Source organism: Paraburkholderia sabiae, from assembly GCF_030412785.1.
Classification (GTDB): domain Bacteria; phylum Pseudomonadota; class Gammaproteobacteria; order Burkholderiales; family Burkholderiaceae; genus Paraburkholderia; species Paraburkholderia sabiae.
Genome location: NZ_CP125295.1, coordinates 2,146,195 through 2,168,389, shown reverse-complemented (window position 1 = coordinate 2,168,389; position 22,195 = coordinate 2,146,195). Strand labels below are relative to the sequence as shown.

General features: G+C 64.0%; 21 protein-coding genes. 8 read left to right on the top strand and 13 right to left on the bottom strand.

Features of this window, described 5'->3' with window-relative positions:
- Positions 1-9: 9 nt before the first annotated feature.
- Entirely contained in the window at positions 10-930 is a 921-nt protein-coding gene (locus tag QEN71_RS09705) for a serine/threonine dehydratase family protein (RefSeq protein ID WP_201649255.1), read from the bottom strand.
- A gap of 139 nt (positions 931-1,069) precedes the next feature.
- Positions 1,070-2,938 carry an ABC transporter ATP-binding protein gene (locus QEN71_RS09700; protein WP_201649256.1) on the bottom strand — a complete coding sequence of 623 codons (1,869 nt, stop codon included), beginning with the start codon at positions 2,936-2,938 and terminating at the stop codon, positions 1,070-1,072.
- Positions 2,939-3,442: 504 nt separating this feature from the next.
- Here QEN71_RS09700 and QEN71_RS09695 point away from each other — a divergent pair.
- The 5 genes from QEN71_RS09695 (at position 3,443) to QEN71_RS09675 (ending at position 7,233) form a co-directional block, all read left to right on the top strand.
- Positions 3,443-4,498 (top strand): phytoene/squalene synthase family protein, encoded by a 1,056-nt coding sequence (locus tag QEN71_RS09695; RefSeq protein ID WP_201649257.1) that lies wholly within the window; start codon positions 3,443-3,445, stop codon positions 4,496-4,498.
- A gap of 90 nt (positions 4,499-4,588) precedes the next feature.
- Positions 4,589-4,927, top strand: coding sequence for a DOPA 4,5-dioxygenase family protein (locus QEN71_RS09690; RefSeq protein WP_201649258.1), 339 nt, complete (start codon positions 4,589-4,591; stop codon positions 4,925-4,927).
- Positions 4,928-4,981: 54 nt separating this feature from the next.
- The gene (locus QEN71_RS09685) at positions 4,982-5,713 is read left to right on the top strand and encodes an FprA family A-type flavoprotein (protein ID WP_201649259.1); all 732 of its coding nucleotides are present in this window, start codon (positions 4,982-4,984) and stop codon (positions 5,711-5,713) included.
- Positions 5,714-5,837: 124 nt separating this feature from the next.
- Positions 5,838-6,491 (top strand): glutathione S-transferase family protein, encoded by a 654-nt coding sequence (locus QEN71_RS09680; RefSeq protein WP_201649260.1) that lies wholly within the window; start codon positions 5,838-5,840, stop codon positions 6,489-6,491.
- A gap of 31 nt (positions 6,492-6,522) precedes the next feature.
- Entirely contained in the window at positions 6,523-7,233 is a 711-nt protein-coding gene (locus tag QEN71_RS09675) for a DUF899 domain-containing protein (RefSeq protein ID WP_201649261.1), read from the top strand.
- A 32-nt stretch (positions 7,234-7,265) separates the two neighbouring features.
- On the opposite strand, the gene QEN71_RS09670 is transcribed toward QEN71_RS09675, so the two are convergent.
- Together QEN71_RS09670 and QEN71_RS09665 are read right to left on the bottom strand one after the other, a co-directional pair.
- Positions 7,266-7,631 (bottom strand): hypothetical protein, encoded by a 366-nt coding sequence (locus QEN71_RS09670; protein WP_012404696.1) that lies wholly within the window; start codon positions 7,629-7,631, stop codon positions 7,266-7,268.
- Positions 7,632-7,852: 221 nt separating this feature from the next.
- Positions 7,853-8,989 (bottom strand): MBL fold metallo-hydrolase, encoded by a 1,137-nt coding sequence (locus QEN71_RS09665; protein WP_201649262.1) that lies wholly within the window; start codon positions 8,987-8,989, stop codon positions 7,853-7,855.
- A gap of 400 nt (positions 8,990-9,389) precedes the next feature.
- Here QEN71_RS09665 and QEN71_RS09660 point away from each other — a divergent pair, with 400 nt between their 5' ends.
- On the top strand, positions 9,390-11,633 hold the full coding sequence (locus QEN71_RS09660; RefSeq protein WP_201649263.1) for an NADP-dependent isocitrate dehydrogenase: 2,244 nt from the start codon (positions 9,390-9,392) through the stop codon (positions 11,631-11,633).
- Positions 11,634-12,095: 462 nt separating this feature from the next.
- On the opposite strand, the gene QEN71_RS09655 is transcribed toward QEN71_RS09660, so the two are convergent.
- Positions 12,096-12,335, bottom strand: coding sequence for a hypothetical protein (locus QEN71_RS09655; protein WP_201649264.1), 240 nt, complete (start codon positions 12,333-12,335; stop codon positions 12,096-12,098).
- Between QEN71_RS09655 and QEN71_RS09650 the strand changes: the two genes are divergently transcribed.
- Together QEN71_RS09650 and QEN71_RS09645 are read left to right on the top strand one after the other, a co-directional pair.
- Complete coding sequence (locus QEN71_RS09650; RefSeq protein ID WP_201649265.1) at positions 12,314-13,555, top strand: MFS transporter; 1,242 nt, start codon at positions 12,314-12,316, stop codon at positions 13,553-13,555. The genes QEN71_RS09655 and QEN71_RS09650 overlap by 22 nt on opposite strands.
- Before the next feature lie 60 nt (positions 13,556-13,615).
- Entirely contained in the window at positions 13,616-14,428 is an 813-nt protein-coding gene (locus tag QEN71_RS09645; protein WP_201649266.1) for an alpha/beta fold hydrolase, read from the top strand.
- Between the two features lie 6 nt (positions 14,429-14,434).
- On the opposite strand, the gene QEN71_RS09640 is transcribed toward QEN71_RS09645, so the two are convergent.
- The 8 genes from QEN71_RS09640 to QEN71_RS09605 all read right to left on the bottom strand — a co-directional run bounded on the left by QEN71_RS09640 (position 14,435) and on the right by QEN71_RS09605 (position 22,191).
- The gene (locus QEN71_RS09640) at positions 14,435-15,895 is read right to left on the bottom strand and encodes an efflux transporter outer membrane subunit (RefSeq protein ID WP_201649267.1); all 1,461 of its coding nucleotides are present in this window, start codon (positions 15,893-15,895) and stop codon (positions 14,435-14,437) included.
- Positions 15,892-16,899: an efflux RND transporter periplasmic adaptor subunit gene (locus QEN71_RS09635; RefSeq protein ID WP_201649268.1), complete on the bottom strand. Its 1,008-nt coding sequence runs from the start codon at positions 16,897-16,899 to the stop codon at positions 15,892-15,894. The genes QEN71_RS09640 and QEN71_RS09635 overlap by 4 nt, the downstream gene beginning before the upstream one ends.
- Positions 16,896-17,105, bottom strand: coding sequence for a DUF1656 domain-containing protein (locus tag QEN71_RS09630; RefSeq protein WP_201649269.1), 210 nt, complete (start codon positions 17,103-17,105; stop codon positions 16,896-16,898). Before QEN71_RS09630 ends, QEN71_RS09635 begins: the two co-directional genes overlap by 4 nt.
- A gap of 34 nt (positions 17,106-17,139) precedes the next feature.
- Positions 17,140-19,284 carry an FUSC family protein gene (locus QEN71_RS09625; RefSeq protein WP_201649270.1) on the bottom strand — a complete coding sequence of 715 codons (2,145 nt, stop codon included), beginning with the start codon at positions 19,282-19,284 and terminating at the stop codon, positions 17,140-17,142.
- 5 nt (positions 19,285-19,289) lie between these two features.
- Positions 19,290-19,811 (bottom strand): MarR family winged helix-turn-helix transcriptional regulator, encoded by a 522-nt coding sequence (locus QEN71_RS09620; protein WP_201649271.1) that lies wholly within the window; start codon positions 19,809-19,811, stop codon positions 19,290-19,292.
- Positions 19,812-19,934: 123 nt separating this feature from the next.
- The gene (locus tag QEN71_RS09615) at positions 19,935-20,516 is read right to left on the bottom strand and encodes a YdeI/OmpD-associated family protein (RefSeq protein ID WP_201649272.1); all 582 of its coding nucleotides are present in this window, start codon (positions 20,514-20,516) and stop codon (positions 19,935-19,937) included.
- 63 nt (positions 20,517-20,579) lie between these two features.
- The gene (locus QEN71_RS09610) at positions 20,580-21,812 is read right to left on the bottom strand and encodes an NAD(P)/FAD-dependent oxidoreductase (RefSeq protein ID WP_201649273.1); all 1,233 of its coding nucleotides are present in this window, start codon (positions 21,810-21,812) and stop codon (positions 20,580-20,582) included.
- Positions 21,813-21,837: 25 nt separating this feature from the next.
- The gene (locus QEN71_RS09605) at positions 21,838-22,191 is read right to left on the bottom strand and encodes a RidA family protein (RefSeq protein WP_201649274.1); all 354 of its coding nucleotides are present in this window, start codon (positions 22,189-22,191) and stop codon (positions 21,838-21,840) included.
- Positions 22,192-22,195 lie beyond the last annotated feature (4 nt).

The following is a 22,195-nucleotide window of genomic DNA, read 5'->3' as shown; positions in this document are numbered from 1 at the left end:
TCGTAAAGCTCACACCATCTCGCGATGCCAGCGCTCCAGTTGCTCGATCGTCGTACCGGCGCCGCCGCACACGATCACGAGCACGCTGTCGAAACGCTGCAGCGCTTCCGTGCGCCGATACACGAGCGCGAGACTAGCGCCGCAAGCCGGTTCGACCAGCACGCGGTGATCGTCGACGAAACGGCGTGACGCGTTCACCGCTTCCGCATCCGACACCACCACACATTCGACGGGATGCGTCTGCGTCAGCGTGAACGCCTGCTCGCAGACCTGCTTCGCGCCGAGCGATGTCGCGACGCTCGTGATGCCCGGCAATTCGACGCGCTCGCCCGCACGCACCGACTGCGCCAGCGACGACGCGCCTTCCGTTTCGACGGCGATCACGGGAATGTTGCCGAGACCGTTGCGCCGCAAACCTTCGATCGCGCCCGCCATCAAGCCGCCGCCACCCACCGACAGCACGACGGCGTCGAACTTCGCGCCCGCGCGCGCAACCTCGTCGATCATCGACGCATGGCCGTGCCACAAGAGGGGATCGTCGAACGGATGGATGAACGCGTCGTCGGGACCGGCCGCTTCGAGCGCGAACGCGTTCGCTTCCTGCCAGGTCGCGCCGTGCACGATCACGTCCGCGCCTTGCAGACGGATCAGGTCTTTCGCTCGCTCGCCCGTGCTTTGCGGCACGACGACGGTGACGGGAATCGACAGCGCACGGCCCGCATACGCGACCGCAATGCCCGCATTGCCGCCCGACGACGACACGAAGCGCCGCTTGCCCTGATTCGCATGCTGTTCGCATGCGTAACCGATGCCGCGAATCTTGAACGAGCCGGGCGGCTGCAGCGCGTCCATTTTCAGCAGCACGCGGCGGCCGAGCGTATGACTGAGCGGTTGGGATTCGAGAAGCGGCGTGTCGATGTGCAATGTCATGGCGGTGTTGCCTCGATGCGGCGCGAGATGAGCTTCGCTGAGTCGTTGAATCGCTGATGATAGCAAGCGGCAGGCGCCTGAGTTTGCTTCATCTGCGCATGAAAAAAGAGCGGTTCGCGTGTACGAACCGCTCTTTGGTCTACTTCCCGGCGATCAGGCTCGGATCGCCAGTAAAACGCTCGCTGGTACGCACAGGGCCATCGTCGAGCAGACCCTTGGTCAACTCCAGCGCCTGACGCTCGAAAAGCCGCCGGTACACGCCGTTGTCGATTCGGATCAGTTGCTCGTGGCTGCCTTCTTCGACCACGCGACCCTTGTCGAGCACGAGCAGACGGTCGAGCGCGCGCACGGTCGACAGCCGGTGCGCGACGACCAGAGTAGTGCGTCCGACCATCAGCCGCTCCATCGCCTGCTGGATCAGCACCTCGCTTTCGCTGTCGAGGCTCGACGTGGCCTCGTCGAAGATCAGAATCGGCGCATCCGCAAGGAAGGCCCGCGCGATCGCAACCCGCTGGCGCTCGCCGCCCGACAGCTTGACGCCGCGCTCGCCGACGAGCGTGTCGTAACCGTGCGGCAGCGCAGTGATGAAGTCATGCGCGCTGGCGAGCTTCGCGGCCTGCACGATGTCGTCGAACGAGGCGCCCGGCCGCGCGTACGCGATGTTCTCCGCGAGCGAGCGGTGGAACAGCACGGGCTCCTGCTGCACGATCGCGATGCGGCGGCGCAGCGACGCCTGTTGCACATCGGCGATGTTCTGCCCGTCGATCGTGATGCTGCCCTCGTCGATGTCGTACAGACGCTGGATCAGCTTGATGAACGTCGTCTTGCCCGAACCCGAATGCCCGACCAGACCGATCCGCTCGCCCGGCGCGATGCGCAGCGAGAAGTCGTTGTACAGCGCCGTGCGCTGCGCGCCGTAGCGGAACGTTACGTGATCGAAGCGGATTTCGCCTTGACCGATCTCGATGGCGCGTGCGCCCGGCTTGTCTTCGATGCCGAGCGGTTCACGTTCCAGCGCGACGAGTTCTTCCATGTCGTTGACCGAGCGCTGCAGATTGCGCACGTGCATGCCGACATCGCGCAGATAGCCTTGCAGCACGAAGAACGTGGTCAGTGCATACGTGATGTCGCCGACGCTCGCTTCGTCGCGCAGCCACAGCAGCAGCGCCGCGCCGAGGATCGCCGCCTGCATCGCCGCGAGCATCGCGCCCTGCACGCCGCCGTTGGTCGTTCCACGCTGCCACGTGCGGCGCGTGCGCTGCCGCCATTTATCGATCACGCGTTCGAGCCGCGCTTCCTCGCGCTCTTCCGCGCCGAACGCCTTGACGACGGCGTTGCAGCTCACGGCATCCGCGAGCGAGCCGCCCATACGCGTGTCCCACAGGTTGCCGAGACGCGCGGCAGGCGCGACATAGCCGAGCGACAGCGCGACCGTTACGACCACATACAGCAGCGAGCCGACGCCGACCACGAGGCCCATCACGGGCCAGTGAATGCCGAGCAGCACGGTGGATCCGGCGAGCATCACCAGCGACGGCAGCAGCGCGATCAGCAGCGTGTCGTTGAGCAGATCGAGCGCCCAGATGCCGCGCGTGATCTTGCGCACCGTCGAGCCCGCGAAGCTGTTCGCGTGCCAGTCGGTCGAAAAGCGCTGCACGCGATGAAACGCGTTCGCGCAGATCGCGCTCATCATCTTCAGCGTCATCACGATGATGCTGCGATACACCAGCTGCCGCAGCAGCGTGCCGCCGATGCCGAGCGCGATCAGCACGCCGAACGCGCTCAGCGCCGGATGCGAGGCGACGTCCTTGCCGAGCGTGGTGCCCGAGGCGAGCGCATCGACGAGACGGCCCGCGAAGAGCGGTGTCAGCACGTCGGCGAATGCGGCCAGCAGCGCGAACGCCGCGATGCCCGCGACGCGCACCGGCTGCCTGCGCCAGTGGATAAAAGTGAAGCCGAGAACGCTTCTGAACGCTTGCGCGCCAAAGTCGAGTTTTTTGCTAGCCATGTGTCGCAGCGTGCGGCGCGAAGCGGCGCAGCGCTATCCAGTCAGGAGATTCGGAAACGGACGACCGATGCCCGCCAACGCGCGGCGGCGACAAAGAAAACCGGTAGTCTGATAAAGGCGCGGGCTGTTGTTGCTTGCCAGCGCGGACGGCAACCTAGCTCGGAGAGCTGACGAAGCGTCGTGGCATCCCGAGAGAGACTGCGATGTACGTTGCGTGCATTGAACGCCTCCCTAGGGTGAATGAGTGGATGAAGAACGACTGCTTGAGGCTTTGGATTGTAGCAGGAAAGCTTGCAAAACGTGGTCGCAATCTGCCCGCATTGTGCCTGGCCCCGCTGCGTATTGCTGGTTTTATGCGCGCTTCATCGAAGCATCGCAGTTCGCATTTGAGCGCCGTCCCGCCGGTGAAGCACGCATGCCGGATACAATGCGGCAGCGCTGAACAGTCCAGCTTCGCGTGCCGCGCACAAGCCGACATCGATCAACAATCTTCGACCTCATCTCATGTCCAGTTCCACTCGGGCCTTTCTGCTGGGCCCGTTGCTCAAAGGGGTGTCCCGTTCGTTTTACCTGACGCTGCGCATTCTGCCCGCCGGCATGCGCGATCCTATCGGGCTCGCGTATCTGCTCGCGCGCGCCGCCGACACGATCGCCGATACCGCACTGATTCCGCCCGAACAGCGGCTCAAGCTGCTGCTCGCGCTACGTGAACAAGTGAACGGCGCGACCGACGACGGCGAACTCGCGCGGCGTCTCGCAAGCGAAGTGGCGGGGCAGCAGACGCAGTCGGATGAAAAGGTGCTGCTCGAATCGATCGAACCCGCGCTCGGCGTGCTGCAGCAACTCGACGCCGACGATCGAGCCGCCGTGCGGGAGATCGTCACGACGCTGACGACGGGCATGGAATTCGACTTGCGCACCTTCCCCGACGAACGCTCGGGCCAGATCGTCGCGCTGCGCGAATGGGACGAACTGGACCGCTATACGTATCTGGTGGCCGGTTGTGTCGGCGAGTTCTGGACGAAGATGACGTATGCGCATCTGCCCGGCACGCTGAAAGCCGATTCCGCGACGATGCTCGATCGCGGCGTCCGCTTCGGCAAAGCGCTGCAGATGACCAACGTGTTACGCGACTGCGGCAAGGATCTGCGGATCGGACGCTGCTATCTGCCGTCCGTGATGCTCGATCGCTTCGGCCTCACGCCGCCGATGATGCTGCAGCCGCAGGCATCGGAGCGCGCGCAGCCGCTGATGCACGAACTCGTGCGCAAGTCGCTCGATCACTTTCGCGCGGCGCTCGACTACACGCTGGCCATTCCGCGTTTTTCGCTGCGTCTGCGGCTCGCCTGCGTGTGGCCGATCGTGATCGGGCTCGAAACGCTGCTGCTGCTCGTCGATAACGCGCATTGGCTGGAACCCGCGAAAGTGTCGAAGATCCAGCGCAAGCAGGTGTACGGAATCATCGCGCGCTCGCTGCCCGTGTCGATGTCGGATGCGCGGCTGCGCGGCTGGGTCGAAGGGCTGATCGGCGCGATCGAAGTGCGCATCAAAGCCCGATAAGCGCCCGATGATTTGTTCATACGTCGACTGACAGCCTATGATGAACGTCGCACAACCCGAAGCGAAGGGCGGCATCGGCCGCAACGAACCATGACGGCAGTGGTCAACTGGCACGCACACATCTATTTCGATCAGGCGACGCGCGACATCGCGTGGGCGCTGCGCGACACCATCGAGGCGCGCTTCGGCGAGCGGCTCGAAATCGGGCGCTTTCACGAGCGCCCCGTCGGTCCGCATCCGATGTGGTCGTATCAGCTCAAGTTCGACACCGCGCTTTTCGCCGAACTGTTCGAATGGCTCGCGCTGAATCACGGCACGCTCGATGTATTCCTGCATCCGAATACGGGCGACGCGCTGCGCGATCATCGCGATTGCGCGGCGTGGATCGGGCGTTCGTATCAACTGAAGCTCGCCGCGCTGGGCGGATAGCGCACGCACGGTCCGGCGCAGCGTCGTGCGCACTACGCGCATGGAGGTCTGGTCATGACGGTCACCAACGCGGTGTCGGGCACCAACGTCCATCAAGTCGCGGACGGGATCTACCGGATCAACACGCCCATCGTCTTCGAAGGCGGCCCGGGCGGCTTCTCGTTCAACCAGTATCTGATCGTCGACGACGAGCCGCTGCTCTTTCATACGGGCCCGCGCAAAATGTTCCCGCTCGTGCGCGAAGCGGTGGCGTCCGTGTTGCCGCCCGAACGGCTGCGGCACATAGCGTTCTCGCATGTCGAAGCGGACGAGTGCGGCTCGCTGAACGAGTGGCTCGCAGTCTCGCCCAATGCGCAGCCGCTGTGCAGTGCAATCGCGAAGATGGTGTCGATCGACGATCTCGCCGAGCGGCCCGCGCGGGGGCTCGACGATGGCGAAGCGGTCGATCTCGGCCGTCACCGGCTGCGCTGGCTCGCGACGCCGCATCTGCCGCACGCATGGGAATGCGGCATGCTGGTCGACGACACCACGCAGACGCTGTTTTGCGGCGACCTTTTCACGCAAGGCGGCGCGGATCTGCCCGTCATGACGAGCGCGGACATTCTCAGCTCGAGCGAGGCGTTCCGGCGCAGCATGGATTACTACTCGCACACGAAACACGGCGACGCGATGCTCGAGCGGCTTGCCGCGCTCGCGCCACGCACGCTCGCGTGCATGCACGGCAGTGCGTGGCAGGGCGACGGCGCGGCGCTGCTGCGCGCGCTGGCGGTATCGCTGCGTGAATAAAGGCGCATCGACGCCGCAGCGCAGCAAAAGTTTTTTCGCACCACCTGTCGATTTCAATCGAGGCCGTTCGTCGTCCCAGTAAGCGGACAATTTCGTCCGCACTCTGCCTGCAAGGACGACGACGATGACCTTGACGCTCTACGCCCATCCGTTTTCTTCGTATTGCCAGAAGGCGCTCACCGCGCTCTACGAGAACGGTACGCCGTTCGAATACCGCCGCCTCGACGAACCCGGCGCGATGGATGAACTCACCGCGCGCTGGCCGATCCGGCGCTTTCCGATGCTCGTCGACGAGGGCCGCACGATTGCCGAGGCGACCGTGATCATCGAGCATCTCGCGCTGTTTCATCCTGGTTCGGTCAAGCTGCTGCCCGACGATCCGCGCGCGGCGCTCGACGTGCGTTTCATGGACCGTTTCTTCGACAACTACATGGCGACGCCGCAGCAGAAGATCGTGTTCGACGGGATGCGCGATGAAAACGAGCGCGATCCACGCGGCGTCGCCGATGCGCGGGCGCTGCTCGACAGGGCGTACGCGTGGCTCGACGACGTGATGAAAGACCGCGAATGGGCGACGGGCGATCGCTTCAGTCTCGCGGACTGCGGCGCCGCGCCGTTTCTCTTCTATGCCGACTGGACGCATCGCATCGACCCGAAGTTCGAGCACGTGCTCGCGTATCGCAAGCGTCTGCTGAAACGGCCATCGTTCGCGCGCGCCGTCGATGAGGCGCGGCCTTACCGGCATCTGTTTCCGCTCGGCGCGCCGGATCGCGACTGAGCCTTCGCCGGACATATTCACTGGAGGCACCATGTCTGATGCATCTTCTCTCGTGCCCGCCGTCGAGCTTGCGAAGCGCAACGGCAGGCACTTCCCGAACGAAAGCGTCGAGTATCGTCGTGCGCGCGACGCGCTGCTCGCGGAAGAAATCAAATTGCGCCGGCATATCGAACGCGTCGCCGCACAACGTCGCGCGCTGCCGCAGGGCGGCGAAGTGACGGGCAATTATCGGTTCGTCGGCGAAGCGGGGCCTGTCGATATCGCGGGCCTGTTCGGCGACAAGGACACGCTCGTGATCTACAGCTTCATGTTCGGGCCGCAGCGCGAGCGGCCATGTCCGATGTGCACGTCGCTGCTCGGCGCGTGGGACGGCGAGGCGCGCGATATCACGCAGCGCATCGCGCTCGCCGTGGTCGCGCGTTCGCCGCTCGAGCGGCTGGCGGCGTTCAAAGAGGAGCGCGGCTGGCGCGATCTGAAGCTGTATTCCGATGCGAACGGCGTGTACAGCCGCGACTTCGGTGCGATCGACGATGACGGCGGCGACGCTCCCGCATTCCACGTTTTCACGCGCCGCGACGGCACGATCAGGCATTTTTACGCGTCGGAGATGGGTTTTCCGACGGCCGATCCCGGTCAGGATCCGCGTGGCGCGCCGGATTTGATGCCGATGTGGACGATCTTCGACATGACGCCCGAGGGGCGTGATCCGAACTGGTATCCGAAGCTCGATTACGCGCGCTGAATCAGGTCTGCTGAACCAGGCGCGCCGTGCCGTCAGTCCGCGACGCGCTTGTCGGCAAGCGCGCGTTCGCAGTCGCCAAGCACCGTCAGGACGAGGCGTGCCTGCGCGTCGAGTTCGTCGGTGTCGAGAATTTCTTCGACGGCGTCGCGCGCCCAGTCGGCTTCGACAAACGATGCATGCCGTTGCGCGATATCGAGCGCGATGGCCGACAACCGCGCGATGCACAGCCAGTCGGCCGTGCGCCCGTGCCGGTCGAGCCACTTGTGCGCGGCTTCTACGTGAAAGGACGGTGAGGGCCAGGTTTCGTTCAGATACCAGGCGCCGAGGCTTCCGCATGTGAGCCAGCACAGCAGCTCCACGCGGTCGCGTTGGCTCAGAAGATGGCGTACATCACTCATGGCGACGCTCGCGAAGGTAACGGATATGACGTGAGTTCCGCGTAGCAAAGCTCGAACCCGTGTGTGTACGACAATAACACGCACGTTGTGCCGTGCAGGACAGGGTTTAACCGGATGCCGGGTACCTCGCGTGATGCCGAATGTGGGCTGGCCGACAAAGGCGTGCCGCGCGACCGTCGACACTGCACATGTGCAGTGCAATCACGCCGTGGAATGCCCTGTCAGCGGGCACATGCGGCGCTTGTATCGTTTGGTTCGTCGAGCCGGATCATCTGTCCGTGATGGAGGACCGTGAATGCATCGTCGGGCAGACCGGCTTCGCGGGTCGCTTCGGCGAGCTTTTTGGGTGGCTCGTCGAGCGGCTCGTCGGTGAGTTCGAACGTGCCCCAGTGAATGCCGATGGCTTTTTTCGCGTGTATGTCCTGGAAAATCTGCACGGCCTGCTGTGGATCGACGTGTTGAGGGCCCATGAACCAGCGCGGCGCGTAGGCGCCGATCGGAATCAGCGCGAGATCGAAGCAGCCGAACGCCGCGCCGAGGCGTTCGGAATCGTTCGAATAGCCGGTGTCGCCCGCGAAGTACAGCGAATACGGATGCGCGGCGCCCGCCGGCGTTTTCACGACCCAGCCGCCCCACAGCGTTTCGTTGCGATCGGTGAGGGTGCGCGCGGACCAGTGCGTCGCGGGCACGAACCAGAAGTCGAGGCCCGCCGCGTTCACGTGATCGCTCCAGTCGAGTTCCTGTGCGTTCGTGATGCCTTTTTTCGCGAGCCAGTCCTTGATGCCGAGCGGCACCAGAAAGAGCGGCGGCCCGCCCGGCTGCGCGTTCAACGCCTCGACGCTCGCCGTGTCGAGATGATCGTAGTGGCTGTGCGAAATCAGCACGACGTCGATATGCGGCAGTTCGTCGAGCGCAAGACCGGGCGGCACGCGCCGCTTCGGTCCGGCGAACGACAGCGGCGACGCGCGCTCTGAAAACATCGGATCCGTCAGCACATTGACGCCGCCGATCTGCAGCAGGGCGGTCGCGTGGCCGATCCACGTCATCGTGTTGTCGCTGCGGTTCGCCTTGATCCATGCGACGTCCGGGTGATCGACGGGAAACGCGTAGCCGTTTTCGGGCGGTGGCGGCAAACCGTGCGTCCAGCGGTTCCAGCGCCATTTCCAGACTGAGCCGCGCGCGAGCGGCCCGTCGTTGTTCTCATAGCCGTCTTCGGTGCGTGGCGCGTGATGGATGCCGCTCGCGGCCAGTTTCTCAGGCGTCGGATCGGGCTGCTGCGCGCACGCGGAATAATTCGCCGCCGCCGCGACGAAAGCAAGGGCGGCGCAGACCGTGCGCAAGCGGAACGGGAATGGCATCGTATAGTGGAAGTCGCGGGCCGGCGATGAAATGGCGTCGTGCGACAGTGTAGACCGGTCGCCATTTGTCTATCGCTGGACGGATCGCAAGATGACCGGCGCGGCGGTCACGCCCACGCCACGCTCGACGCGCAATGTCGATCTGCACGCCGCGCACTCCAACGCGTCGCAGTCGGAACAATTGTGCTTGTGCAGAATCTGTAAAATGAATTGAAGTGCCGTTCGCGGCGTGGAAAACGCACCGCATCAGCGTAAATCGTGCATTTTTTTGCGTTGAAGGGCATTCAATCGGCCCGATTCAAACCGTCAAAATCCAAAATAAGGCAAAATTCGGGGCATTCGCGTCGGCCGTGGCGTCGCCGGCGGCATTTCCCAACCTTTCTCGACCAAGAGCAAAGCGATGAGTAACAAGCAACCTACGATCATCTACACCCTGACCGACGAAGCCCCGCTGCTCGCGACGAGTGCCTTTCTGCCGATCATCCGTACGTTTACCTCGCCGGCTGGCGTCAATGTCGAGACCAGCGACATTTCCGTGGCAGGCCGTATCCTCGGCGAATTCCCGGAATTCCTGACGGAAGAACAGCGCGTGCCGGACAACCTGGCCGAACTGGGCAAGCTCACGCAGAACCCGGACACGAACATCATCAAGCTGCCGAACATTTCGGCTTCGGTGTTCCAGCTGGTCAGCGCGATCAAGGAACTGCAGTCGAAGGGCTACAAGGTGCCGGATTATCCGGAAGACCCGAAGAACGACGAAGAAAAGTCGATCCAGAAGCGTTACTCGAAGTGCCTCGGCTCGGCTGTGAACCCGGTTCTGCGCGAAGGCAACTCGGACCGCCGCGCGCCCGCCGCCGTCAAGAACTACGCGAAGAAGCACCCGCACAGCATGGGCGAGTGGAGCATGGCGTCGCGCACGCACGTCGCGCACATGAAGCATGGCGACTTCTACCACGGCGAAAAGTCGATCACTTCCGACCGCGCGCGTGAAGTCCGCATGGAACTCGTCACGAAGCGCGGCGAGACGATCGTGCTGAAGCCGAAGGTTTCGCTGCAGGCAGGCGAGATCGTCGACAGCATGTTCATGAGCAAGAAGGCGCTGGTCGAGTTCTACGAAGACCAGATGGAAGACGCGCACAAGACGGGCGTGATGCTGTCGCTGCACGTCAAGGCGACGATGATGAAGGTCTCGCACCCGATCGTCTTCGGCCATGCTGTGAAGGTGTTCTACAAGGACGCGTTCGCGAAGCATCAGAAGCTGTTCGACGAACTCGGCGTGAACGTGAACAACGGTCTCGTCGACCTGTACACGAAGATCGAAGCGCTGCCGGAATCGCAGCGTGAAGAAGTGATCCGCGACATGCACGCATGCCACGAGCACCGTCCCGCGCTGGCGATGGTCGATTCGGCGAAGGGCATCTCGAACCTGCACGCACCGAACGACGTGATCGTCGACGCATCGATGCCCGCGATGATCCGCGCAGGCGGCAAGATGTGGGGCGCCGATGGCCGTCCCGCCGACACGAAGTGCCTGATCCCGGAAAGCACGTTCGCGCGCATCTACCAGGAAATCATCAACTTCTGCAAGACCAACGGCCGCTTCGACCCGAAGACGATGGGCACGGTGCCGAACGTCGGCCTGATGGCGCAGAAGGCGGAAGAGTACGGTTCGCACGACAAGACGTTCGAGATCAAGGAAGACGGCGAAGCGCGCATCGTCGACAACGCGACGGGCGAAGTGCTGACGGCGCTCACGCAGCAGGTCGAGCAGGGCGACATCTGGCGCATGTGCCTCGTGAAGGACGCGCCGATCCGCGACTGGGTCAAGCTCGCCGTCACGCGCGCGCGCAACTCGGGCATGCCGGCCGTGTTCTGGCTCGACCCGTACCGTCCGCATGAGAACGAGCTGATCAAGAAGGTCGAAACGTACCTGAAGGATTACGACACGAACGGCCTCGACATCCAGATCATGTCGCAGGTTCGCGCAATGCGTTACTCGCTGGAGCGCGTGATGCGCGGTCTGGACACGATCTCGGTGACGGGCAACATCCTGCGCGACTATCTGACCGACCTGTTCCCGATCATGGAACTGGGCACGTCGGCGAAGATGCTGTCGATCGTTCCGCTGATGGCGGGCGGCGGCATGTACGAAACGGGCGCGGGCGGTTCGGCGCCGAAGCACGTCAAGCAGCTGGTCGAAGAAAACCACCTGCGCTGGGATTCGCTGGGCGAGTTCCTCGCGCTGGCCGTGTCGCTCGAAGAGCTGGGCATCAAAACGGACAACGCGAAGGCGAAGGTGCTGGCGAAGACGCTCGACGCGGCAACTGGCAAGCTGCTCGACAACAACAAGAGCCCCTCGCCGAAGACGGGCGAACTCGACAACCGCGGCAGCCAGTTCTACCTCGCGATGTACTGGGCGCAGGAACTGGCCGCGCAGACGGACGACGCGGAACTCGCCGCGAAGTTCGGCCCGCTCGCCAAGGTGCTGACGGAGAACGAGAAGACGATCGTTGGTGAGCTGAGTGACGTGCAGGGCAAGGAAGTGGATATCGGCGGCTATTACAAGCCGGATTTTGCCAAGCTGGAAACGGCTATGCGGCCGAGTAAGACGCTGAACGCTGCGTTGGGTGCTGTCACTGCGTAAGCGTTTTTGGTTTTAGTGATGTAAGCGGGCCCGCACGTTTTTATTAATGTGCGGGCTTTCTTGTTTTTGGTTTTTTGCTGTTGTTTCGCTGGCATCCGCGAATTCGTATCGGTGCTTCAGGCGTTGCCCCTGTGCGGGGCGGCACCTACTTTTCTTTGCAGCGGCAAAGAAAAGTAGGCAAAAGAAAGCCGCTTCAAACCTCCGGTGCCCGCCAGAATACCGCTTCGGCATGCCGTAGTTGAGCTATCGCGCAGCGACGTCCGCACTCTGTAGAAAGCTCGCAGTCAATCGCGCACAGCGCGAAAACCCAGACACAGTCTGGAGCACATGCCGCCGTAATCAACCGACGGCAAACGCACAAAAACAAGCCGACCGAATGTGCCCCAAGTGGGTTTAATTTTTCACGGCGCGCGTGCCTGACTGCGGGCTTTCTACGGAGTGTTGGCGTCGCTGCGCGACAGTTCAAAGACCGTCTGCCGTGGCGTTATTCTGGCCGGCACCGGAGGTTTGAAGCGGCTTTCTTTTGCCTACTTTTCTTTGCCGCTGCAAAGAAAAGTAGGTGCCGCCCCGCACAGGGGCAACGCATGAAGAACAGATACGAATTCGCGGATGCCAGCGAAACAACAGCAAAAAACCAAAAGCAAAACCAAAACCAAAAGCGAAACCAAAAGCGAAACCACATGCGCACACAACATCAAGCATTCTTCGCATCGCTGTTCTTCTCACGGCTCGCAGACCAGATCCTGCTCTTTCTGGTACCGCTCGTCGTCTTCCAGACGACCCAACAACCGACATGGTCGGGCATCGCATTCTTCATCGAGGCGTTGCCGCGCTACATCGTCTTCCCCGTATGCGGCGCGTTGTGCGATCGCATGTCGCCCATCACGGTGCTGCGCGCGAGCCAGCGTTTTCGCGCGATTGCATGCGCGGCGGGCATCGCGGGCTTTGTCACCGTGGGCGGAATCGGATGGCTGATCGCGCTGTCAGCAGTGTGCGGCACGTTGACGAGCCAGGGCCTCGTCGCGCGCGAAGTGCTGCTGCCTCAAGTGTTCACGTCGGAACGCTTCGAGAAGGTGCTGTCGTATGCGCAGATTGCCGATCAGGTCGGCGTCGTGCTCGGCCCGATGCTCGCGGGTCTGCTGCTCGGCTGGTGGCGCTGGGAATATGTCGTGTGCGTAGCGGCCGTGCTGTTCGTCGCCGCCGATGGCGCGACGCTGCTCTGGCAGCGCATCAGCGCGTTCGAATGGACGGCGCATGAGCACGCCGTCGCAGTCGAATGGCTCGCGCCCGTGAAAACGGCGCTCGCGCATGTCGTGCGACTGCCGGGTCTTGCACGGCTCGTCGCGCTTGCCGCCGCCGAAAATCTCGTGATCGGCGTGACGCTCGCCACTTCTGCCGCGATGGTGACGGGTGCGCATCGGCGGCCGGATGCGTTCTATACCTTCGTGCAAACGGCAGGCGCGGTGGCGACGATCGTGATTCTGCTGCTGATCGCGCGCGTGCAGATTCCTCGCAAGGCGCTCGGGCTCGTCTCGTTTCTCGCTATTTTCGCGGGCGGATTGATGGCGGGCCTCAGTCCTTCCGCGTGGGGTTACGTCGCAGGCTTTCTGCTGATCGTCGGCTTCGACAAGATGTTCAGCATCTACATCCGCAGCGTGCGCCAGGCGATCATTCCCGCGAAGGATTACGGCAAGACGCTCGGCGTCGTCATCATGCTCAACAACCTCACGCAGCCGCTTGCGGGTTTGCTGGTCGGCACGTTCGCAGGGAATGGGCGCATGAGCGCGGTGGTCGTCGCGATCGCGCTGGCGATGGGCGCGATGGGGCTGGTGGTCACGCTCGTCAGCATGGGCGTCGGGCGTCGGCGGACGAGCGCGACAGTTGCATCTTCGCGTGAGCGGCCAATGGATCGAACCGATTGAACTCGCGTCAAGCAATGTCACAATGCCACGTTCGCCTTTACGCCTGAGGAGCGCCTCGCCATGCAAACGGACGACGAGCTGAAACACTTCGAAGCGCACGGCGCTGCGCCGCTGCCCGAAGCCGACGAACAAGGCTTCGTGGACAACGCGGGTGCGCGCATTGCATGGTCGACGTATGGGACAGGCCAGCCGGTCGTGCTGCTGCACGGCGGCCTTGGAAATCGCGGCAACTGGGGTTATCAGGTGCCCGCGCTCGTCGAGGCGGGTTATCGCGCGATTCTGATCGACAGCCGCGGACATGGCCGCAGCACACGCGACTCGCAACCGTACAGCTACGAACTGATGGCCTCCGACGTGCTCGCCGTGCTCGACGCGTTGCACATACAAAGCGCAGCGTTCGTCGGCTGGAGCGACGGCGCCTGCACGGCGCTGATTCTCGGACGCAAAGCGCCGCAGCGCGTCGCGGGCGTGTTCTTCTTTGCGTGCAACATGGACCCGTCAGGCGCGAAGGAATTCGTGCTGACGCCTGTGATCGAGCGCTGCTTCAACCGGCACCGCGCGGACTATCAGGCGCTGTCTGCGACTCCCGATGACTTCGACGCGTTCGTCGCCGCCGTCAGCGAGATGCAGCGCACGCAGCCCAACTACTGCGCCGACGATCTCGCGCAGATCGGCGTGCGCGTCACCGTCGCGATCGGCGAGCACGACGAGTTCATCCGTCAGGAACACGCCATCTATCTCGCGGAAAACATCCCCGAAGCCGAACTGATTGTGCTCCCGAACGTCAGTCATTTCGCGCCGCTGCAACGGCCGGCGCTGTTCAATGGCGTGATCGAGCGCTTTGCCGGAACCGTCTTCGAAAGCACGGACTAAACGCGCTTATTCGGACTTCGTGCCGACCTTCGCGTCCTGCTTGTCCTCTTCCCATCCGCCGCCGAGTGCGAGGAACAGATTCACCTGATCGAGCGCGACCTGGCCTTCGGCCGCCGACACCTGCGCGGCGACGCTCGTGAGCGTGCGCGTCGCGTCGAGATCGGAGAGGAACGATTCGCGCCCAGCCGCATACAGGCGATGTGTTTCGTCGGCGGACTGTACGGCCGATTTGTACGCGGTGCGCAACGCATCGGCGCGTGTCGTATCGGATGCGTAAGTCGAGAGACTCGTCTGCGTTTCGCGCAGCGCGTTCAGCACGACGCCGTCGAAGTGTGCGAGCGCGCCGCTCGATGCCGCCTCGGCTTCATGAACGCGCGCACGCTGACCGTTGATCGGAAACGTCCAGCTGATCAGCGGACCGAACGCCCAGCGGTTCGTCGTCGGGCCGAACAGGTCTTCGGCGATGCCGATCGAACCCGCCGACGCGCCGATGCTGACGGACGGATACAGCGCCGCCGTCGCAACGCCGATACGTGCCGTCGATGCCGCCAGCAGCCGTTCGGCCTGACGCACATCGGGACGCCGCTTGAGCAGCGCGGTCCCATCGCCAACGGGAATCGGCTGCTGCAGATGCGGCAGCTTGCTGCAGGCGAGGGCGGCGGGCGGCAACGACGACGGCGCGCGCGCGAGCAGCATCGCGAGCCGGTATTGTGCCGCGCGACGGCGTGCGACGAAGCGCGGGATATCGGCGGCGAGCGTGTCGGCCTGGGTCTGGCCGCGCGTGACGTCGGGCTGGTTGCCGCGGCCCGCATCGCGCAGCCGCTGCGTGAGCTTGACGCGCTGCCGCTGCAACGACAGCGACTGCTGCGCGATCTCCAGTTCTTCGGCCGCCGAGCACGACTCGACATAGGCGCGCACGACGTCCGCGACCACGGTGATGCGCGCGAGATCGAGCGCGGCTTCGACGGCTTCGTCGTCGGCTTTGGCGGCTTCGACGCCGCGGCGCAGCTTGCCGAACAGATCGACTTCGTAGGAAATGCTCAGATCGAGCGCACCTTCGTTGACGACGGGCAGCTTCTCGGTCAGCAGATATTGCTCCGCCGATTCCTGCGCGCGCTGGAAGGCCGCCGACGTCTTGCCGGAGAATCCGCCCTGTTCGTTCGCGAAGTCGAGTTGCGCGCGCGAACGGGCGAGATTCGACGCGGCGACGCGCAGATCGGTATTCGACGACAGCGCTTCCGTGACCAGCTGATCGAGCACCGGGTCATCGTAAAGGCGCCACCATTTCGAAGGCACAGCTTGTTGCGTGACGGGCGCCTTGTCCGCGCCGTCGATCGTCGTGTTCGCGTAGGGCGCGTTGACGGCGGCGTTGTCGGGCAGCTTGTAGTTCGGGCCGACGGTCGTGCAGGCGCTCAACGCGAGCGCGACAGGCAACAGCGCAGTCTTCAGTGCAGGAAAGCGTTTCATTGCGACGCGCCCGATGCAGGATGCGTCGCGCTCGACGGCGCCGTGCCGACGATCGAAGCACCCGTAACCGATGCAGCCGCAGCGCCCGACGCAGCAGGCGCCGATGCATCCGAAGCCGCGCGCCGTGCCTTCACCGGCTCGATGCCGCGCACCGACACCGTCGCCGTGCGGCCCGCGATCATGCGGAAGTCGGCGGGAATCTCGTCGAGCGCGACGCGCACGGGAATGCGCTGCGCGAGGCGCACCCAGCTGAACGCCGGGTTCACGTTCGGCAGCAGATTCGGGCTTTGCTGGCGGTCGCGGTCCTCGATCGCGGCGACGATGCTCTGCACGTGGCCGCGCAACGTGTTCGGCTCGCCCATCACCTTGATGTCGACCTGCTGGCCGATGTCGATGCCGTGCAGTTTGGTTTCCTCGAAGTAACCGTCGACGCGGAACGAATGCATGTCGACCACGGACAGCACCGCGCGTCCCGACGACACGAACTCACCGACGCGCGGCGCGCGATCGTTCAGATAGCCGTCGACGGGACTCACGATCACGGTGCGTTGCAGGTTCAGGCGTGCCGTATCGATTGCGACTTCGGCGTCGGCGAGCGCGGCGGCCGCCTGTTCGACGCGCGAGTGCGTTTCTTCGACGGCTTCGCGCGCGACGAGATTGCCGAGCGTGCGGTTGCGGGCGTCTTCGCGGCGCGCCTGGTCGAGCGTCGCGCGGCGCTGCTGCGCAGCCGCCTGCGCGTTGCGCAGCGCCAGCGTGTAGCGCGCCTGATCGATCACGAACAGCACGTCGCCGCGCTTGACCTGCTGGTTGTCGACGACCTTGACCTCGGTGATGAGACCCGACACGTCGGGCGCAACCTGGATGACGTCAGCGCGCACGTGGCCGTCGCGCGTCCAGGGCGCGAACATGTAGTAGTCGACCAGCTTCCACAGCACCACAGCTGCAATCACGACGACGACAAGAGTGAGCAGGATCTGCCCGATTGAGAACCAGGTTTTTTTCACGTTATGAACCGGTGCGAAACGATGACGACAAGCCCCAGCACCAGAACATAAATGCCGAGATCGAAAATGGAGCGGTGCCAGACGAGGCGATAGAAGCCCACGCGCGCGAGCACGGTGCGGATCGCCAGATTGATCAGATAGGCGATGAACATCAGCACCAGCACGGCGGGCACGAATACGCCGAGAACGTCGATTTCGCCGATCATGTGCGTCGACAGAATGAAAGAGTGAGGTTTCGCATCAGGCTGCGGTCTCCGGTTTGGGCGGCGCATTGCTGCCGGGTGCGGGATGCGGCGGGAACAGCGACAGGCGCATGCCGACCAGCGCGTTGAGCGTGTCGCGCAGCCAGCGTTCGCCCGATGGCGCGGCGGGCGCGGCGGCTTGCGGCGGCTGTCCCTCTTGCGGCTGTTCGGGGCCGGTCTGTCCTTGCGCGATGCTGCGCGTCGCCACGCGCGCGACGGCGGCATCGATGGCGTCGATCAGTTCGACGGGCACCGGCTGTCGTGCGCGGTGCGCGAGACATTGCTCGAAATATTGACGCACGCCGACCAGCACGTCATCGATGGCGGCTTGCAAGTCGTTCGTCAGCTTGCGGCGCGTGCGGCGCAGATCGAGCGCGTTCAGCGCGACGCGGAAGTCGCGGAAACTTTCGATGGACGGATGACGGTTCGAATCGCTCGCGGCATGGCGCGGCAGCAGTTGCATCAGCCGGTCGAGCATGCGCGAGTACAGATTGCGCTGATCTTCGATCGCGGCCGTCGATGCGCTCACCACGACGTCGGCCCACGCGGAACGCGTCAGGCGCTCGGCGGCGAGTTCCGCGCCGAACGGACGCGTGACGCGCGTCCAGAGGAACGCGAACAGCAAGCCGCCGACACCCGCCAGATTGCTGTTGAGGAACACGAAGAAGTCGGCTTCGTAAGCGCTCTGAATGCTGATGAACGTCGCCGTGTTGACGGCCGTCAGCAGCGTCACGAGCGTGAATTGCGGGCGCGGAATCAGCGTGCCGATGATCAGGAACGGCCCGGAGAAGATCAGGACCAGCATCGCAAAGTCATGCACCTTCGGCAGCACGACGAACACGTAGAGCCCGGCCAGCACGACGCTCGCACAGGTCGCGAGGAAGAACTTGAAGACGGCGGGTGCGGGCTCGTCGAGCGCGGCGAAGAAGCAGATCGACACGGCCGCGAGCGCCACGGCCGACGCGCCGTCGTTCCAGCCCGACGTGATCCACAGTCCGCACGCGACGACGATCGCGCAGACGGCCGACGCCGTCGAGAACAGCATCATCCCGTAGTCGAAATAGCGCTCGGTGCCGCCCAGCCGCCAGTGGCGAAAATGCGGCCGCCACATCACGGTTTCATGGACGATCGACGCGCGCAGGCAGCGGATGTCGCGCCAGACGTCGATCACCTGACCAAGACGCCACAACGCGTTCGACAGCAGTGCGCCTTCCCAGCTCGCGAGCGCCTGCGCGGACGGCTTCTGCGCATCGACGCGGGCGCGCAGCGCTTCCGCTTCGTGATCGGGCTCGTCGGCGTGCTTCGCTTCGAGAGCGGGCGACTTGATCCACTTCGCGACATCCGCCAGCAGCGTTTCCAGTTCGGGCGAATGCGCGCCGCGTTCGCGAACCAGTTCGATCAGAGGATCGGCCATCGACGAAATCAGCGGCAGGAAGATCTGCATGCGCCCTTGCAGTGCACGCGAGCGGCGCACGATGTCGGGACGCGTGTGGTCGTAGGTCAGCTGGCTCAGCAGGAATTCGAGCGCGTTGACGGTGGCCGCGAGCCGCTGGCGCGCGGCCGAAATCGTGGCGCCCGCGATGTGGCCCGACAGCGTCTCGCTCGCGTAGAACGCGGCGTCGCGGAACCAGGCGTCGGTGCGCTCGATCAGCGTCGGCGCAAGACGGCTCGGAAACACGACACTGCCGACGATGCTCGCCACCACGATGCCGAGCAGAATTTCTTCCGTACGCGTGATGGCGAGATCGAACACGGTCGTCGGATTGGTGACGGCGGGCAGGGCGATCAGCGGCAGCGTGTAGCCCGCGAGCAGGAACACATAGCTGCGCGCAGTGCGGTCGTTCAGCGACAGATACAGCAGCGTGCCCGTCCACAACGCGACGATCACGCTGAACAGAAACGGCGACTCGACGAACGGCGGCACGATCACCACAGCGCCCGCCGCGCCCAGCGCCGTGCCGAGCGCGCGATACAGCGCCTTCGAGCGCGTCGCGCCGACGAACGGATTCGAAACGATATAGACGGTCGCCATCGCCCAGTACGGGCGGGGCAGTTCGAGCGCAAGGCCGATATACAGCGCAATCATCGCCGCCGCGAACGTCTTGGCGGAAAACAGCCAGTCGCGGACTGAGGGATAGACCATGACGGTTATGCCTTGCCGGTTGTGCGTGGTTTGCTGCCGGATCGGACGGGAACGCCTGGCTCGCCGGATGTGTCTCTGTCGGCTATGACTGTAGCATCCAGCGACGCATTGAATGCATTGAGCACCCGCAACGTCGTCTCAAGGTCCTCGCGGCTCACGCCTTTCAGCACGCGCGCGCGCAAGTCCATCAGGCGCTCTTCCATGCGCGCGGTGACGGCGCGGCCTTCGTCGGTGAGGGAAATGGTCTTGGCGCGTTTGTCGTCGGGATCTTCGTCGCGGCGCACGAGGCCCGCAGCACATAACTGATCGAGCAGCCGGACCAGCGACGGACCTTCGATGCCCACATGTTCCGCCAGCGTCACCTGACGCACCGCCTCGCCGAGCCGGTTGGCCGTGAGCAGCGGACCCGCGCACGCTTCCGACACGTTGTAGGCCGACAACACGCTATGGCTCGTGCGCCGCCAGCGGCGCGCGGCGACGACCAGCGTGCTGCTGACGGAGCGGCGCAGAAGGTGGAGATTGATCATGGGCCGGGATTGTATGTCGATTTTTATTCGTTAGCATCCTATCGACCCATAATTTTTAAGGGAATGCTACAAAGTTCACTTACGGTATGTTTCGGCGGCGGTTTCAGCGGCGCCACGACGGCGTCATTCGTCGTTCAAACCCTTGCCTTCGAGAATCAGCGGCGTGCATCTGTCGATCCGCGCTTCGCGGGTTTTCGATTGTTTGGCTGAAGAAAAATGCAGCAGATAGGCACGTTGACGGCCCGGTGTCAGTGCTTCGAAAGCCTTTTTCAAGGACGGCTGCGCGTCGAGCCGGTTCTGGAATTCTTCGGCGACGTCGAATTCGGCGGTCGTCTTGCGTTCCACTTTCAGTCCGGCCTGTTCGACTTCGATCGCCTGGCGGATATACGTCTTCAGCGTCGCTTCGAGCTTGACGATGTCCTTGAGGCCAGTGAAGCGAATCTGGCGCGCGGACTGCACGTTTTCCGTCTGCTGGATCAGGATGCCTTTCGGGTCCTTCATCAGCGCGCCCTTGACGAACAGCAGCGCGCAATAGTCCTTGAAGCCGTGAATGATGACGACGTTGGCGTTATCGACCGTGTAACACGGCACGCCCCATTTCAGGTCTTCCGTCAGCGGACAGGCCAGCGCGATCGCTCTGAGCTTCTCCGTTTCTTCGCGCCACTTTTCGAGTTTGCCGATATAGGCGTCGACTTTTGGATTCATCGTTGTCCCTCGTGAACAAGGCGAGCCTATGGTACAGGCCGCCACATCACGCGGCAAACGCGGCTAGAAGCGGTCGGCGCGGAACGGATGCGGATCGGTGACGGTCGCCGTGCCCGTCATCATTTCCGCAAGCAGGCGTCCCGTGACGGGCCCGAGCGTCAGCCCATGATGCGCATGGCCGAACGCGAACCACAGATCCTTATGCCGCTTCGCCGGGCCGATGATGGGCATCATGTCCGGCGTGCACGGCCGTCGTCCGAGCCACGGACGCTCGTCGAGCCGCGCGCCGAGCGGAAAGGTCTCGCGCGCGATGGGTTCGATCGCATCGAGTTGCACGGGCGTCGGCGGCGCGTCGCAGGCGGCGAGTTCCGCGCCCGTCGTCAGGCGGATGCCGCGCGCCATCGGCGTGATCATGTAGCCGATCTCGGTATCGAGCACGGGTTGATTCAGTTGCGCGCCGTCCTGCGCCGCGTAATGCATGTGGTAGCCGCGCTTGACCGCGAGCGGCAGCCGGTAGCCGAAACGCGTGCTGACGATATCCGACCATGGCCCGAGTGAGATCACGGCGGATTGCGCGTCGATGCGGCCTGCATCGGTTTGAACGCTCCAGTGCGGTTCGAGCGTCGCCGCATCGCCGATAAAAATGCGTCCGCCCAGTTGCTCGAAGTAACGCGCGTAGGCCATCACGAGCGCGTTCGGATCGCTGGTGGAATCGGCGTCCGTATAGCGCAGCGCACCGAGCAATGCGTGACTCAGCGAAGGTTCGGCGCGTCTGAGTTGCGCGGCATCGAGCGCTTCGTACGCGACGCCGTACTCCGCGTTCCAGCGCTGCACGTTCCGTAGTTCCGCGTCCTGCTTGCGCGCGCTGCGGAACACTTTCAGCCAGCCGCCTTTGCGCAGCAGCGCCTGCGCGCCCGATGCGTCGATCAGCGCGCGATGTTCATCCACACAATGTTCGATCAACGTCGAGTACGCGCGCGCAATGGCCGCGTGACGGTCCGCGCGCGAGTTGTGCCAATAGCGGTAGAGAAACGGCAGCAGCTTCGGCATTGCATCGGCGTGATAGCGGACGTCGAGCGAGCGGTTGCGCGCGTAGCGCAGCAACGTGCCGGCATCGCGCGGAAACGCATACGGATACACGCCTTCGCGCTGGATCAAGCCCGCGTTGCCGAACGACGTCTCGTTGCCGGGCGCCTTGCGATCGACGAGCGCGACGGACAGCCCGCGCCGTTGCAGATGCACGGCGACCGACACGCCCACCATGCCCGCGCCCAGTACGACGGTATCGAACTTCATTGCTGCGTTTCCTTACCCTTGAAGATCACGCGAGCGCCGTCACGGCGATTTCGACGTCGAGGCCGGGCTTCATCAGCAGAGCCTGCACGCAGGCGCGCGTCGGCGCGTGACCCGACGGCACCCACGCGTCCCACACGGCGTTGAATTCGTCGAAATGCTTCGGGTCGCTCAGCCACACGTTCGCGGTGAGCACGCGCGTCTTGTCGATATTCGCCGATGCGAGCAGCGCGTCGATGCGATGCAGGATTTCCGTCGCCTGCACGGCGATCGGCGCGCTCGGCGTATCGGGCACTTGCCCTGACAGATAGACGATGCCGTTCGCGATGACCACCTGGCTCATGCGGGCGTTGGTTTGCAGTCGTTGGATGTCGTTGGACATGGTG

Excerpts from the sequence above, each read along its gene's own strand:
- QEN71_RS09705 (WP_201649255.1), bottom strand. The coding sequence starts at position 930 with ATGACATTGCACATCGACACGCCGCTTCTCGAATCCCAACCGCTCAGT.
- QEN71_RS09700 (WP_201649256.1), bottom strand. The coding sequence starts at position 2,938 with ATGGCTAGCAAAAAACTCGACTTTGGCGCGCAAGCGTTCAGAAGCGTT.
- QEN71_RS09695 (WP_201649257.1), top strand. The coding sequence starts at position 3,443 with ATGTCCAGTTCCACTCGGGCCTTTCTGCTGGGCCCGTTGCTCAAAGGG.
- QEN71_RS09690 (WP_201649258.1), top strand. The coding sequence starts at position 4,589 with ATGACGGCAGTGGTCAACTGGCACGCACACATCTATTTCGATCAGGCG.
- QEN71_RS09685 (WP_201649259.1), top strand. The coding sequence starts at position 4,982 with ATGACGGTCACCAACGCGGTGTCGGGCACCAACGTCCATCAAGTCGCG.
- QEN71_RS09680 (WP_201649260.1), top strand. The coding sequence starts at position 5,838 with ATGACCTTGACGCTCTACGCCCATCCGTTTTCTTCGTATTGCCAGAAG.
- QEN71_RS09675 (WP_201649261.1), top strand. The coding sequence starts at position 6,523 with ATGTCTGATGCATCTTCTCTCGTGCCCGCCGTCGAGCTTGCGAAGCGC.
- QEN71_RS09670 (WP_012404696.1), bottom strand. The coding sequence starts at position 7,631 with ATGAGTGATGTACGCCATCTTCTGAGCCAACGCGACCGCGTGGAGCTG.
- QEN71_RS09665 (WP_201649262.1), bottom strand. The coding sequence starts at position 8,989 with ATGCCATTCCCGTTCCGCTTGCGCACGGTCTGCGCCGCCCTTGCTTTC.
- QEN71_RS09660 (WP_201649263.1), top strand. The coding sequence starts at position 9,390 with ATGAGTAACAAGCAACCTACGATCATCTACACCCTGACCGACGAAGCC.
- QEN71_RS09650 (WP_201649265.1), top strand. The coding sequence starts at position 12,314 with ATGCGCACACAACATCAAGCATTCTTCGCATCGCTGTTCTTCTCACGG.
- QEN71_RS09655 (WP_201649264.1), bottom strand. The coding sequence starts at position 12,335 with ATGCTTGATGTTGTGTGCGCATGTGGTTTCGCTTTTGGTTTCGCTTTT.
- QEN71_RS09645 (WP_201649266.1), top strand. The coding sequence starts at position 13,616 with ATGCAAACGGACGACGAGCTGAAACACTTCGAAGCGCACGGCGCTGCG.
- QEN71_RS09640 (WP_201649267.1), bottom strand. The coding sequence starts at position 15,895 with ATGAAACGCTTTCCTGCACTGAAGACTGCGCTGTTGCCTGTCGCGCTC.
- QEN71_RS09630 (WP_201649269.1), bottom strand. The coding sequence starts at position 17,105 with ATGATCGGCGAAATCGACGTTCTCGGCGTATTCGTGCCCGCCGTGCTG.
- QEN71_RS09625 (WP_201649270.1), bottom strand. The coding sequence starts at position 19,284 with ATGGTCTATCCCTCAGTCCGCGACTGGCTGTTTTCCGCCAAGACGTTC.
- QEN71_RS09620 (WP_201649271.1), bottom strand. The coding sequence starts at position 19,811 with ATGATCAATCTCCACCTTCTGCGCCGCTCCGTCAGCAGCACGCTGGTC.
- QEN71_RS09615 (WP_201649272.1), bottom strand. The coding sequence starts at position 20,516 with ATGAATCCAAAAGTCGACGCCTATATCGGCAAACTCGAAAAGTGGCGC.
- QEN71_RS09610 (WP_201649273.1), bottom strand. The coding sequence starts at position 21,812 with ATGAAGTTCGATACCGTCGTACTGGGCGCGGGCATGGTGGGCGTGTCG.
- QEN71_RS09605 (WP_201649274.1), bottom strand. The coding sequence starts at position 22,191 with ATGTCCAACGACATCCAACGACTGCAAACCAACGCCCGCATGAGCCAG.